Below are 13317 nucleotides of genomic sequence, written 5' to 3' on the forward strand. Positions count from 1 at the left end.
CAAGCAGGGCCAGTATCTCGCCTTTATCTGGGCCTACAGCCAGATCAATGGGCGCGCACCGGCCGAACGCGACCTGCAACGCTATCTCGGCGTCACCCCGCCATCCGTCCACCAGATGCTGCTCACGCTCGAAAGCAACGGCCTGATCCGCAGGCAGCCACGCATCGCACGCAGTGTCGAACTACTCATCCACCACAACTGCCTGCCAACATTGCAGCCAAACCAAACCGTCAAATCCTCTGTGCAGAGGTACTAGGGGTGATTCGACATCTGTGGTACGGCGCCGAATACTCTTTCTCCTCTATCCGTCATGGCATAAACTCCGCCGATCCTTCTGCTCGGGAGACTGCCATGCGCCTCGCTCTATCCGCCGCCGCATTCGTCCTTGCGCTTCCCGTTTTCGCCCATGCCGATCCGGCCTCCGATCTCGTCAAGATCTTCGGCCGTGACCCCGGCGCCGGCGCGGCGCATGCCTGCTTTATCCGCCGCTATACCAAGCCGCATCTCGCCTCGCATCCGCAGCAGAACGTCACCGATATGCTGCTTTATGTCAGCAAGCAGGAGGGCCCGGATCCGTATTACGGCCTCACTCTACAGGTCCATTTCCGCCAGATGAAGAAGCCGTTCGAGGTTGCGGGAAGCTGCAGCCAGGGCACCGACGGCAAGCATGCGCTGGGCTGCGGCATCGATTGCGACGGCGGGCATCTCGACGTGCGGGTAAAGAGCGAGACCTCGGTGCTCATCGACATTCCCGACAGTGTCCGCATCTACGATCCTTCGGCCGAGGAGAACGCCTCCGATGACGACCTGCCCAAGGGCGCCCGTTTCGGCGGGGACGACAGGCTGTTCCGACTGGACCGCACGGCGCTCAGGGATTGCACAGTGGTGATTTCCGACGACGACCTGAAGGTCAAGATCACCAAAGGCGACGTCACGCAGTGACCGTCCGGCGAGGATTTTTTCGATGCGTTTTTCGATCCTGCCGATATTCGTCGCGATTGCCCTGATCCCGGCAGTCGCCGGCGCCGGCCAATCCTCGCAGATCAAGACGCTCTTCGGTCACGATCCCGGCGAGAAGGCGGCCTTCGCCTGTTTCTCGCGGCACTATGCCAAGACACATCTCGATAGCCATCCGGACCAGAATGTCACCGATATGCGCGTCTTCGTCAGCAAGGCCGAAGGCGATGCGAATGAAGGCTATACGGTCGACATGCAGGTGGATTTCCGCGAGCAGAAGCAGCCGCTGGTGCTCACCAATTATTGCGAGCCGGGCGAGGGCAAGCAGGCGATCACCTGCCCATTCGATTGCGAAGGCGGCCGCATCGATATGCGCGTCAGGGACCAGTCCTCGATCCTGGTCGAGATTCCGATCGGCGCCCGTATCTATGATCCGCCGGTCGAGGATGGCGTGCCGGTGCGCGGCAAGTTCGGCGACGACGACAAGCTTTTCCGCCTCGACCGCGCCGCATTGGCCGACTGCCTGCCGGCGATCAAGGATGGTGCCTTGCGGGCCAGGATCGCCAAGGGAGCGGTCACTGAATAGCCACGTCCGCAGGGGCATCGAAGAAGCGGGCAGGGTCATCCGTTATTCGTTCAAGTGGGCGCGAGCACCATAGCTCACGCCTTGAAAGGAGATCGACCCATGCTTTCCCGGATCGGATTTTTCGCAAGCCTGCCGCTGCTTGTCTTTGCGGGCACCGCCTCCGCGGGCAATGCCAGGCTTGACGCCCTGTTCAACAATCAGGCCACCGGCCCGGTGTCGAATCTTTGCTATGTCAGGCACTATGACAAGGCGCATCTCACCGCCCATCCGAAGCAGAACGTCACCGACATGCTTGTCTATTTCGCCAAGAAGAATGGCGACGAAAGGGGCAGCTATTATTATTCATTCGATGCCCAGGTGAGTTTCCGCGACAGCAAGAAGTCTTTCGCCTTCGGTGGCGATTGCAACCGAAATGCTGACAAACCGGGTATGTCGGTGAGCTGCGGCATCGATTGTGACGGCGGTGGCGTCGATGCCGATGCCAGGGACGACACGTCGATCAAACTCGATATCGGCGAAAACGGCGTCCGGCTGGGCGATCCCGAAGACGACAAACCGCTTGGCACCAAGGGTTTCGATACAGACGACCGGACCTTTGTGCTGCAGGAGACCGAGCTCAAGAATTGCCTGTCGGTCATCTATGACGACGACGTCAATGCCGCGGTCAAAAAGGGAACCGTGACGCAGTGATCTGAGCCCCAAAGGAGAAAAACGCCATGCTGTTTTCCCGCCGCACCATCTTCTCGCGCCTGTTGCCCGGCTTGGCCGGCGGCGCGGCTGCCTCCGTCCTGCCCGTTTCCGCCAGCGCCAATGTGCCGGCGGACGGTGTGCAGAAGGTCGTCTATCATCTGTCGGAGCCGACACGGGTCAATTTCGTGCTCGGCAATATCAAGAATCACATTGCCGGCAAAGGCGGCCCGGACAAAGTCAGGATCGTGCTTGTCGTCCATGGCCCGGCGCTCGATGCCTTCGTTGCCTCAAAGGCCAATCCGGATATCCGTGGGCAGATCGCCAAGCGCAATAAGGATGGCGTTGCCTTCGTCGCTTGCGGCAATACGATGAAAGCCCAGAAGCTGGTCGCAGCCGACCTGCTTGCCGGTTTCGACGTGGCCGAGGAAGGCGGCGTGGTGCGGATCGCCGATCTGCAGCAGCAGGGCTATCTGTATATCCGGCCGTGACCGGGGGCTTAGAGCATGTCGCCTGAAAGTGGATGCCGGTTTCAGGATAACGACATGCTCAAAAACAAAAACTTAGAGCGCGGTTCTGATTCTATCAGAACGCAAAGCGCTCTAGGGAATATCATCAGCAATATCGCAGCTGAGATTGCCCTCCTGCGAGGCAAATTGCCTCACTCTTGACAGACCCATGTCAAAAATGTGGGCGTCATTAACTAGCTATGCGTGAGTGGCAGGGCAGCATCCAGCAATGGCTACCTTGTGCGATGCAGCAATCGCGCTATCTTATACACAGAAGAAGGGAGGAACTGAAAGAAACGAAAGGAAGAAACCATGTTTGGTTATGTCTCTAAAATCGCCTCGAAGCTGCGCGGCCCGTCTACTGAAGATCGCGAGCTTGCTTACCTGAATGCCTCGACCGACCGGGTCGACCTCGAATATCGTCAGCGCCAGATCGACCGCGGCCTGTTCCGCAATCGTCCGCAGAACGTGTTCTAAGCCGGGCAAGCTCTATATATGATAGGGAGCAGGTCTCCAGGAATGTGGGCTGGCGCCGTTGCGCCGGCCTTTATTTTTACTTGGCAGCCACTTCCGTTCCGGTCTACAGCGTCCCATCTATCGAAAATCGAACAGGTGGACGCATGATCATCGGCATTGGCAGCGATCTCATCGACATAAGGCGGGTCGAAAAGACGCTGGAGCGCTTTGGCCAGCGTTTCGCCAACCGCTGCTTCACCGAGATCGAACAGCGCAAATCGGACGGCCGCAAGAATCGCGCAGCCTCCTACGCCAAGCGCTTCGCCGCCAAGGAAGCCTGCTCCAAGGCGCTCGGCACCGGCCTTTCCATGGGCGTCGCCTGGAAGGAAATGGGTGTGGTCAATCTTCCCAGCGGCAAACCGACCATGGCGCTCACTGGCGGCGCCGAAAAACGCCTGATGTCGCTGATCCCGGAAGGGCATAAACCCGCCATCCACGTCACCATCACCGACGATTTTCCGCTGGCTCAGGCCTTTGTGATCATTGAGGCATTGCCTGCGACCTGATGCGGGTTGCCGATGAATACGGAAAAAGCTAGAGAGTTTCAAAGTCAGTGCATATCCCTAAAACGCGAACCGGTTTTGGGGGAAATGCGTAAAGTCCAAGACCTGAGGCGTCCGTCATTCCGAGAAATAGTGACGCGCTTTAGTACGCCAAGAGGAACGAATGAGCGTGACCGAAAACAAGCCAGCTGAGAAGAATGCTCTCTGGGAAACAATTGTCGTACTGTTTCAGGCATTCCTGCTCGCCGCGGTCATCCGGACCGTCCTCCTGCAGCCCTTCACCATTCCCTCCGGCTCGATGATGCCGACGCTTCTGATTGGCGACTATCTGCTGGTCAACAAGTTCTCCTACGGCTATTCGCGTTATTCGCTGCCGCTCTACAATCCCGATTGGTTCAAGGGCCGCCTGTTTGGCAGCCAGCCGAAGCGCGGTGACGTCGTCGTCTTCCGCTTCCCGCCGGAGCCGTCCATCGACTATATCAAGCGCGTTATCGGCCTGCCGGGCGACCACATTCAGGTGAAGAACGACGTGCTTTACATCAATGGCAAGCAGGTGCCGCGCGTCGCCGAGGGTACGTTCACCTCAGATGATCGGGAGACGGGCGGCGTTGGCGTGCAGTTCAGCCCGGATGGCTACAACAAGGTGCCGGTGTTCCGCGAAACCTTCGATACTGGCGTGACATTCCAGACGCTCGACCTCAACCCGAGCAGTGACGGCGACAATACGCAGGAATTCGTCGTGCCGCCCAAGCATTATTTCATGATGGGCGACAACCGCGACAATTCCTCCGATAGCCGCTTTACCGTAGGCTATGTGCCGGAGGAAAACCTGGTCGGTCGGGCCAGCTTTATCATCTTCTCGCTCTCCAACCAGACCTCTTTCCTGGAAATCTGGAAATGGCCGGCCAACCTTCGTTATGACCGCTTTTTCAAGGGCATAGAATGAGCCGCAGTTCGGCCCTCGCCGCGCAGGAACGGGAGAGCCTCGAGGCGCTGGTTGGATATGTCTTCCAGGACAAGGATCGCCTTGACCGGGCGATTACCCATTCCAGCGCCCGTGTTGCCAAGGGCGGCAATTACGAGCGGCTGGAATTCCTGGGCGACCGCGTGCTTGGTCTCTGCATCGCCGAGCTCTTGTTCACCACCTATCGCAGCGCCGGCGAGGGGGAGCTCTCCGTGCGCCTGAACCAGCTGGTTTCTGCCGACACCTGCGCTGCTGTCGCCGACGAGATGGAACTGCACCGCTATATCCGCACCGGTGCCGATTTGAAAAAGATCACCGGCCAGCGTATGAAGAATGTTCGCGCCGACGTGGTCGAAAGCCTGATCGCAGCGATCTATATCGACGGCGGACTGGAAGCAGCGCGCGGCTTCGTGCTGCGCCAATGGACAGAGCGGGCGACGCGACCCGAGCCGATGCGCCGCGATGCCAAGACCGAATTGCAGGAATGGTCGCATCAGCGTTTTGGTTTTGCACCGACTTATCGCGTCGAGGACAGAAGCGGACCGGACCATGCGCCGCAATTCACCGTGGTGGTCGAGATTGCCGGCCTGGCATCGGAAACCGGTGTCGACCGCTCCAAGCGCGCCGCCGAACAGGTCGCCGCCCGCCGCATGCTGGAGCGCGAAGGCATATGGATGCCCGAGGTGGCAGAGAGCTGATTGGAAATTCGATGACTGACATTGAAACCGCGGTGGACACCGCGCCCACGCGTTCCGGCTTCGTCGCCCTGATCGGCGCCACCAATGCCGGCAAATCCACATTGGTCAATCGCCTTGTCGGCGCCAAGGTCTCGATCGTCTCCCACAAGGTGCAGACAACGCGCGCGATCATCCGCGGGATTGCCATCGAGGACCGGACGCAGATCGTCTTCATGGACACGCCCGGCATCTTCAAGCCGCGCCGTCGCCTCGACCGCGCCATGGTCACCACCGCCTGGGGTGGCGCCAAAGACGCTGATATTATCATGCTGCTGATCGACAGCGAGCGCGGGCTGAAGGGTGACGCCGAGACCATTCTGGACGGTCTTTCGGAGGTCAAGCAGCCGAAGATTCTGGTGCTCAACAAGATCGACCAGGTCAAGCGTGAAGACCTGCTGGCGCTGGCGCAGGCCGCCAATGAAAAGGTCAATTTCGAAGCCACGTTCATGATCTCGGCGCTCAACGGCTCAGGCTGCGACGACGTGTTGAAATATCTGTCGCAGACGCTGCCTGAAGGCCCCTGGTACTATCCGGAAGACCAGATCTCCGACCTGCCGATGCGCCAGCTCGCCGCCGAAATCACCCGCGAAAAGCTGTTCCTGCGCCTGCACCAGGAGCTGCCTTACGCCTCGCATGTCGAGACGGAGAAGTGGGAAGAGCGCAAGGACGGCTCGGTTCGCATCGAGCAGGTGATCTATGTCGAGCGCGAGAGCCAGAAAAAGATCGCGCTCGGCAAGGGCGGTGAAGCGATCAAGTCGATCTCGACCGCCGCCCGCAAGGAAATCTCCGAAATCCTCGAACAACCGGTGCATCTTTTCCTGTTCGTGAAAGTACGCGAGAACTGGGGCGACGATCCCGAGCGTTTCCGCGAGATGGGGCTGGATTTCACGTCCTGACGCAGGACATTATAGGCTGGCCTCCGATCGCGCCGGAAATTGCTTGTGACGCAATGAGGATTTGCTATCCTGAAACAAAAGGAGAACCAGCATGTCCCGTCCGGATGGTTTTGAGGAAAACCCGCAAACCCCGCTCCAGGCAGATGATGACGAAGAGAACGTCATCGACGAAAACATCTGGGGTCCGCAGAAGAAGCTGACGCCCGAGGAGCAGGCGGACTATGACGCGTGGTTTCGCCGAAAGGTGGAGGCCGCATTGGAATATTCCCGCAGGCCCGACGCGGTGTTTTATTCTCATGAGGAGGTGATGGCCCGCGCCGACGCCCTACTGAGGCGGCTCGATCGCGAGGCGGGCATCAGTGAAGATTGAATGGACGGAACTGGCAGAGTTACAATTTCTGAAACTGCTCTCCCGTATTCATGAGGATAACCCTCGAGCCGCTTGGGGGATGCACCAGCGTACCCTGCAGCGGGTGCGGAAGCTTGGGTTATTTCCTCATTCCGGCCGCATCGGACGCGTGGTCGGTAGCAGGGAATTGGTCGTTACCCGCACGCCGTTCATCTTGATCTATACCGTCAAGGAGCGATCGGTTTCGATCGACTTCGTCCTCCACACCTCCCAGCAATGGCCACCCGAAGACGAATAACCCTTCTTTCCCTTGACGGTCCGTCAACCCATTGACGCATTGAACATTTCCGTGCTCCGGCGCATTTTCGCAGCAAGTCAATGTGAGGAATATTCTATGCCGCAGCTTGTCGACGGGCAATGGATCAAGGACGATGTCGCCGCGAGCGAGATGAAGAATGGCGCCTTCCACCGCGAGGAAACGAAGTTCCGCAACTGGATCACGCCTGATGGCAGCCCCGGTCCGGATGGCCAGCCGGGTTTCTCGGCGGAGGCGGGCCGCTACCAGCTCTTCGTTGCCTATATCTGCCCCTGGGCATCACGGACGCTCGCGATGCGCAACCTGAAAGGCCTGCAGAATGTGATTTCCGTTTCGATCGCCGAGCCCACGCTCGGTGACAACGGCTGGCAATATATCCCGGCGCAGGATGCCGGGGGCAAGGCACCCGAAATCTCCTTCCAGCACCAGCTCTATACGACGAGCGAGCCACGCTATACCGGCAAGGTCTCTGTGCCCGTTCTCTGGGATCGTCAAACCGGCAGGATCGTCAACAACGAATCCGCCGATATCATCCGCATCATGAACTCCGCTTTCAATCATCTGACCGGCAACCGGCTGGATTTTTATCCGGAGTCGCTCAGAGGCGAAATCGACACCTGGAACCGGCTGATCTACGACACCGTCAACAACGGCGTCTACAAGACCGGCTTCGCCAAATCGCAAACCGTCTACGAGCGCAATGTCACATCCCTGTTTGAGACGCTGGACAAGCTCGATGATCATCTCGATAGCCACCGCTACATCGCCGGCGAATATCTGACCGAAGCCGATATCCGCCTGTTCGTGACGCTGATCCGCTTCGACGCTGCCTATAACGGCGTCTTCAAGTGTAATCTCCGGAAATTGGAGGACTATCCGAACCTCTCGGCCTATGCCCGCGAGCTCTACCAATGGCCCGGCATCGCCGAGACGGTAAGGATCGATCACATCAAGCGCGGCTACTATTCCATCGCCCATCTCAACCCGACCCGCATCGTGCCGAAGGGGCCGGCGCTCGATTTCGACCGGCCGCATGATCGCGGCCGGCTTCCCGGCAAGGGCGTGTTTCAGCATGCCTGATGCCGGGCGATGAGGTTGCCGTTCTTCCGTCAGGCAAGCGGCAGATAGAGATCTGTGATCACGTCAGCTTCCGCCACGTCCGCGAAGAAGCGAACGCGCTCGCAGAAGAACGGAAAATCCCGCAGCTCCCTGCCGCTCGCCGGCAGCCATTCCCGATAGAGGAAGGAGGCACCCTGCGGCATTTCGCCGGCGATGCCCGAAACCCTGAGCCTCGCATAGCTGCCGCCCGGAATGGTGCTCAGATGAATGCGCGGATTGCTGTTGCCGAAATCGCTTTCGACGCCGGCGCAGATGTCCATGCGGAACTCATCCGGCGGCACCGTTTCGGGGTCGTTGTAGAACAGGTTGAAGGTGGCGCTGGTCTTCGGCAGGAGCCGCTCCTGCTTTCTCCAGGCAATGAAGGCCTGGACCGTATCGCCAATCTTGGCGGGATCGCCGTGATGGGGCATGCAGGCAATGTGGCGGGCTTCGAGTTCGACGATATCGACATCGCTAAGCAGAAATTGTCTGGGCATGAATGTGCTCCGTGCTTGATCGAGTGATTTCAGGGTTTGGAGCCACGAAGCCCAATCGGGGGATTTCCGGAAGCGGGAAGGGGCTTGCCCGAAACATTGGCGGAATGCGCGCGCAAACGCCTCCGACGCTTCATAGCCGGCATCCAGGCCGATATCGGTGATCCGGTGATTATCGCGAAAGGCTAGCCGGAACGAAGCATGCTTCATGCGGCAGAGATGGACATAGCGATGTACCGGAATGCCGAAGATGGCGGTGAACTGCCGGTGGAAATGATACTTCGAAAACGCCGACAGATCGCTCAGCCTGTCGAGGTCGAGACCCTCGTCGAGATGATCGTCGATATAGTCGATCACCCGCTGCATCCGGGCATGATAATGTTCGATCGTCGGCTTTTTCATCCTGTCCTCCGTGGCGATCCACACATAACTCGGGGGATTTTGCGGCGCCTGACGGATCTTGCGGAGTTGCGTTCTCGGGATCGTTCCGATGTTGGACGCAGCCTGATCTCGCTTCACGAAATGAATGCAAACTATTCCGGAAACTGCCAGCTGATCCACTTGCCGTCGGCGACGCGAGCAAGCTCTTTGCCCTTCAGGTCATCGATGCGAGCAACGCCGCCTTTGCCGTCGAGGGCGACGTGGCAATAGGCGGCATTGCCGATCTGGACCTGTGTGGAGCGGGGCAACGCCGCCCACGCTTTATCATAGACAAAGAAGTCCAGGTTTTTGCCACTTTGCTGCATGTGCCGGATCAGATTGATGCCGGTCCAATGATCAATGACCGCATTCTCATCCTGGCATGGGGTTGGCGCCGTCGTTTCCGTGTGGTGGGCCTCCCAAGGCCGAAAGGAGAGAGCGAGGATCACGAGCACGCCGAGTTTGCCAATTCTGCCCCATGTTTCAAAACGAATGCTCACCAGCCCTCCAACGACAGCACTTTAAACAATGCGACTTAACTCGTCCAAGATTCGCTTCTTTTATGACATTTCGTCAGCCCTGCCCGCCGTTAGCACTATTCAGGGAACTGCTTGCTCGACCACTTCCCGTTTTCGACCCGAGCTAGCTCGTGATCTGACTCTATGCGGGCCGCGCCGCCCTTGCCGGCTTTCGCGATCGGGCAGTAGGCGGCCTTGCCGATCTGGAGCTGAAGCGGACGCGGCAGTTTGCTCCAGCCCCGATAATCCACTTCCACAACCAAGTCGTTGCCGTCGTGCTTGACCTCGCTAATGAGATCCAAGCTCTTCCAATAATCGATCAGGACGAGCTCGCTCTGGCAGGCCACAGCTGCCTGCACTTTTTTGTCCTCGGTCTTTTGCATGGCCATAGCGAGCACGGCCAACAAGACCAAGGCAATGATTGATCCGACTGTCGCGCGCCGCATTCCGATCACCGCCCCCGAATTGTCAGAAAATTAGGAGTGCTGGCGCTCCTCGTCAACGCATCATTTCCGCTTCATCGCCTCGGCCAAGGCTGCCCCGAATGCGCCTTGGCTTGGCGCCTGCGGCTTCGGGCTCTGCTTGACGTTCCCGCCACTATTACCGCGGTTGCGATCCTCGCGCGGCTCCCTCGGCCCGCTTGCTTCCTTCTTCATCGAGAGCGCGATACGCTTGCGTTTCGGATCGACCTCGACCACCCGCACCTTGACGATGTCGCCTGCCTTGACCACCTCATGCGGGTCCTTGACGAAGCGGTCGGCGAGTTCAGAGACATGCACCAGACCGTCCTGGTGTACGCCGATATCGACGAAGGCGCCGAAGGCGGCGACATTGGTCACCGTGCCTTCCAGCATCATGCCGGGCCTGAGGTCGCTGATCTCGTTGATGCCCTCGGCAAAGGTCGCGGTCTTGAATTCCGGGCGTGGGTCGCGGCCCGGCTTTTCCAGTTCGGCGATGATGTCCTTTACCGTCGGCAGGCCGAATTTCTCGCTGATGAACTGACGCGGATCCACTTTCTTCAGCGCCGCACTGTCGCCCATCAGGGTACGCAGGTCGCGGCCGCAGGCGGCGACGATCTTTCGCGCCACGTCATAGGCTTCCGGATGCACGGAAGACGCATCGAGCGGCTCCTTGCCGCCGGCAATGCGCAGGAAGCCGGCACATTGTTCAAAAGTCCGTGCCCCGAGGCGCGGCACTTTCAACAATTCCTGCCGGCTCTTGAAGGCGCCGTTCTCGTCGCGGTAGGTAACGATCTGCGTCGCCAGCGTATTGTTGAGGCCGGAGACGCGTGACAAGAGCGGTGCCGAMGCCGTGTTGAGGTCGACGCCGACGGCATTCACCGCATCTTCTACGACGCCATCCAGCGAGCGGCCGAGTTTTGCCTGGTCGACATCGTGCTGATACTGCCCGACACCGATCGATTTCGGCTCGATCTTGACCAGTTCGGCAAGCGGATCCTGCAGACGGCGGGCGATCGACACGGCGCCGCGCAGCGACACGTCGAGCTGCGGAAATTCCTTTGCGGCGAGTTCCGACGCCGAATAGACCGAAGCGCCGGCTTCGGAGACGATCACCTTGGTCGGTTTCGGCGCCGGCAGCTTGGCGATCAGGTCGGCGGCGAGCTTTTCCGTCTCGCGGCTTGCCGTGCCGTTGCCGATGGCGATCAGGTCGACATGGTGCTTGCGGATCAGGGAAGCCAGTTCGGCTTGCGCGCCCATGACATCGTTCTTCGGCGGGAAGGGATAGACAGTCGCGGTGTCCAGGACCTTGCCGGTCTGGTCGACCACCGCGACTTTCACGCCGGTCCGGATGCCGGGGTCCAGGCCCATGGCGGTGCGTGTGCCGGCAGGAGCGGCAAGCAGCAGGTCCTTGAGATTGCGGGCGAAGACGCGGATCGCTTCTTCCTCGGCCCGCTCCTTCATGTCACGGATGAGTTCCAAGGACAGCGATGAATTGAGCTTCACGCGCCAGGCCCAGCCGGCCACATCCTTCAGCCATTGATCGCCTGCCCCGGACGTCCGCGGCTCGAGCGCTGCAGCGACAATGGCTTCTGCTGGCTTCACTGGGGAAGGGTCATCCGCATCGGTTTCGATGGTGACGCTGAGCACTTCCTCGTTCCAGCCGCGCAGCATGGCGAGCGCGCGATGGCTCGGCACTTTCGACCACGGCTCCTTGTGGTCGAAATAGTCGGAGAACTTCTCCGCCGCTTCCTTCTTGGCATCGGCGACCTTGGCGACCAGCATCGACTTGCCCTGCATATAGCCACGCAGCCGGCCCAGCAGATCGGCATTTTCCGAAAGATCTTCGGCAATGATATCGCGCGCGCCTTCGAGCGCGGTCTTTACATCGGCCACCTCGTCCTTGACGAAACCTTCGGCCAGCTTTGTCGGCTCGGCCGAACGATTGGCGAGGATGGCGTCGACGAGACCTTGCAAGCCACGCTCGCGGGCGATCTGGGCGCGGGTGCGGCGCTTGGGCTTGTAGGGCAGATAGATATCTTCGAGCGTCGCCTTCGTGTCGGCCTGCAGGATTTTCACCTTGAGCTCATCGGTCATCTTGCCCTGGGTCAGGATCGAGTCGAGGATCGTATCGCGCCGCGCCTCCATCTCGCGCAGATAGACCAGCCGCTCCGACAACGTGCGGAGCTGGGTATCGTCCAGCCCGCCGGTCACTTCCTTGCGGTAACGAGCGATGAAGGGAATGGTCGCGCCTTCGTCGATCAACCCAACGGCGGCCGTCACTTGCTGGGGCCGGGCGTTGATCTCGGCGGCGATGGTGGCGGAGAGGCGGTTCAGATCGGCTGGCATATCCATGGTCCTGATAGTGATTTGCCGCGAAAATAGCGACCAATGATCAAAAAGGAAGGGCGGAGGCGAAATTCCACAGTCGACGCGTTCTAAAAATCCTTCCGGTCCCCCGATCGGGGGATACCGCTTCGTATACCGGTCATCCATCATGCGACAATAGAGCGCAGTCCGGGAGGAAACACCATGGCCAAAGTCGATGTCGGTCCATATGCAGATGCGAATGGACTCGAATTCAGTCAGGATTTGATTTTCATATTGCGGGATGTGGATGCCCTGGAAGTCTCCAACGACAAGGGTTCGGCAACCGGCACCACTGACATCAACCACGCAGGTTATGTCTGCACTGTCGTGGCATCGGGGACCGATCTCGATCAGCAGAGCGGCACGGTCAGCAGCATCAGCTTCACTTTCCAGGACGGTGGCCTCGATATCACCGTGAGCGGACTCCAGTTGAACCTTGCCGACCTGACGACGGCGATCGACGACGCGACATTCGACAACGCCGACTCACTGGTGGACTTCTTCTCCGGCATCGGCTGGGAACTGACCTACAAGAAATCTGTATTCCACGAAATCAACCGTTTCGTCGGCACCGGCGGCGATGACACCGTGACCTTTGGCAACGGCGATGATGTTCTGATGATCGACGGCGGCAGCGATAAGGTCGATATGGGTGGCGGTGATGACCATATCGACGCCTATAATTCACTGCCCATCTTGGCGAAGGGGGCATCGACCATCGATGGCGGCAAGGGCTACGATACGTTCTCGCTCCTCAAGGGAGAGAACCAATCGTGGTTTCCGTTCGGAACGACGGTGGATCTCGCAGGCAAGACGACACTCTTTAAGGGAACCACCGTCAAGCTGCTGAATATCGAGGAGGTCGACGGTTCCTTGCATGACGACAAGCTGCTGGGTGACACCAAAGCCAATACGTTTTTCGGTGGCGCAGGCAAGGAC

General features: G+C 59.4%; 17 protein-coding genes and 1 pseudogene. 14 read left to right on the forward strand and 4 right to left on the reverse strand.

Annotated features, from left to right (window positions below):
* The 13 genes from AC1D06_RS39075 to AC1D06_RS39135 all read left to right on the forward strand — a co-directional run.
* Positions 1 to 256: LexA family protein (locus tag AC1D06_RS39075; RefSeq protein WP_477990933.1), on the forward strand; the 256-nt coding region annotated here is incomplete at its 5' end.
* A gap of 95 nt (positions 257 to 351) precedes the next feature.
* Positions 352 to 942, forward strand: a complete 591-nt coding sequence (locus AC1D06_RS39080) for a hypothetical protein (protein WP_477990934.1) — start codon at positions 352 to 354, stop codon at positions 940 to 942.
* A 22-nt stretch (positions 943 to 964) separates the two neighbouring features.
* The gene (locus AC1D06_RS39085; RefSeq protein WP_477990935.1) at positions 965 to 1543 is read left to right on the forward strand and encodes a hypothetical protein; all 579 of its coding nucleotides are present in this window, start codon (positions 965 to 967) and stop codon (positions 1541 to 1543) included.
* Positions 1544 to 1642: 99 nt separating this feature from the next.
* Positions 1643 to 2233, forward strand: a complete 591-nt coding sequence (locus AC1D06_RS39090; protein WP_477990936.1) for a hypothetical protein — start codon at positions 1643 to 1645, stop codon at positions 2231 to 2233.
* 26 nt (positions 2234 to 2259) lie between these two features.
* Complete coding sequence (locus AC1D06_RS39095) at positions 2260 to 2721, forward strand: DsrE family protein (RefSeq protein WP_477990937.1); 462 nt, start codon at positions 2260 to 2262, stop codon at positions 2719 to 2721.
* A 330-nt stretch (positions 2722 to 3051) separates the two neighbouring features.
* A complete protein-coding gene (locus AC1D06_RS39100) occupies positions 3052 to 3216 on the forward strand; it encodes a DUF3563 family protein (RefSeq protein ID WP_477884295.1) in 165 nt (54 codons plus the stop codon).
* Between the two features lie 143 nt (positions 3217 to 3359).
* On the forward strand, positions 3360 to 3761 hold the full coding sequence (acpS, locus tag AC1D06_RS39105) for a holo-ACP synthase (RefSeq protein ID WP_477884297.1): 402 nt from the start codon (positions 3360 to 3362) through the stop codon (positions 3759 to 3761).
* Between the two features lie 160 nt (positions 3762 to 3921).
* Positions 3922 to 4704, forward strand: a complete 783-nt coding sequence (gene lepB, locus AC1D06_RS39110) for a signal peptidase I (protein ID WP_477990938.1) — start codon at positions 3922 to 3924, stop codon at positions 4702 to 4704.
* A complete protein-coding gene (rnc, locus tag AC1D06_RS39115) occupies positions 4701 to 5420 on the forward strand; it encodes a ribonuclease III (RefSeq protein ID WP_477990939.1) in 720 nt (239 codons plus the stop codon). Before lepB ends, rnc begins: the two co-directional genes overlap by 4 nt.
* Before the next feature lie 11 nt (positions 5421 to 5431).
* Complete coding sequence (gene era / locus AC1D06_RS39120; protein ID WP_477990940.1) at positions 5432 to 6355, forward strand: GTPase Era; 924 nt, start codon at positions 5432 to 5434, stop codon at positions 6353 to 6355.
* Between the two features lie 91 nt (positions 6356 to 6446).
* Positions 6447 to 6725 (forward strand): hypothetical protein, encoded by a 279-nt coding sequence (locus AC1D06_RS39125; protein WP_477884305.1) that lies wholly within the window; start codon positions 6447 to 6449, stop codon positions 6723 to 6725.
* Positions 6715 to 7002, forward strand: coding sequence for a type II toxin-antitoxin system RelE/ParE family toxin (locus AC1D06_RS39130; RefSeq protein WP_477884307.1), 288 nt, complete (start codon positions 6715 to 6717; stop codon positions 7000 to 7002). The genes AC1D06_RS39125 and AC1D06_RS39130 overlap by 11 nt, the downstream gene beginning before the upstream one ends.
* A gap of 96 nt (positions 7003 to 7098) precedes the next feature.
* Positions 7099 to 8100: a glutathione S-transferase family protein gene (locus AC1D06_RS39135; RefSeq protein ID WP_477884309.1), complete on the forward strand. Its 1002-nt coding sequence runs from the start codon at positions 7099 to 7101 to the stop codon at positions 8098 to 8100.
* A 29-nt stretch (positions 8101 to 8129) separates the two neighbouring features.
* Here the strand turns inward: AC1D06_RS39135 and AC1D06_RS39140 are convergent, their stop codons facing one another.
* The 4 genes from AC1D06_RS39140 to AC1D06_RS39155 form a co-directional block, all read right to left on the reverse strand.
* Positions 8130 to 9014, reverse strand: coding sequence for an AraC family transcriptional regulator (locus AC1D06_RS39140; protein WP_477990941.1), 885 nt, complete (start codon positions 9012 to 9014; stop codon positions 8130 to 8132).
* 131 nt (positions 9015 to 9145) lie between these two features.
* Entirely contained in the window at positions 9146 to 9532 is a 387-nt protein-coding gene (locus tag AC1D06_RS39145) for a hypothetical protein (RefSeq protein WP_477884368.1), read from the reverse strand.
* 95 nt (positions 9533 to 9627) lie between these two features.
* A complete protein-coding gene (locus tag AC1D06_RS39150) occupies positions 9628 to 9996 on the reverse strand; it encodes a hypothetical protein (RefSeq protein ID WP_477884366.1) in 369 nt (122 codons plus the stop codon).
* Positions 9997 to 10056: 60 nt separating this feature from the next.
* Complete coding sequence (locus AC1D06_RS39155) at positions 10057 to 12357, reverse strand: Tex family protein (protein ID WP_477884364.1); 2301 nt, start codon at positions 12355 to 12357, stop codon at positions 10057 to 10059.
* Positions 12358 to 12540: 183 nt separating this feature from the next.
* On the opposite strand from AC1D06_RS39155, the pseudogene AC1D06_RS39160 reads away from it, so the two are divergent.
* Positions 12541 to 13317: pseudogene (locus AC1D06_RS39160) on the forward strand (hypothetical protein); the annotation flags it as partial.

The sequence above is a fragment of the Rhizobium sp. P2_G2 genome (genome assembly GCF_056403555.1).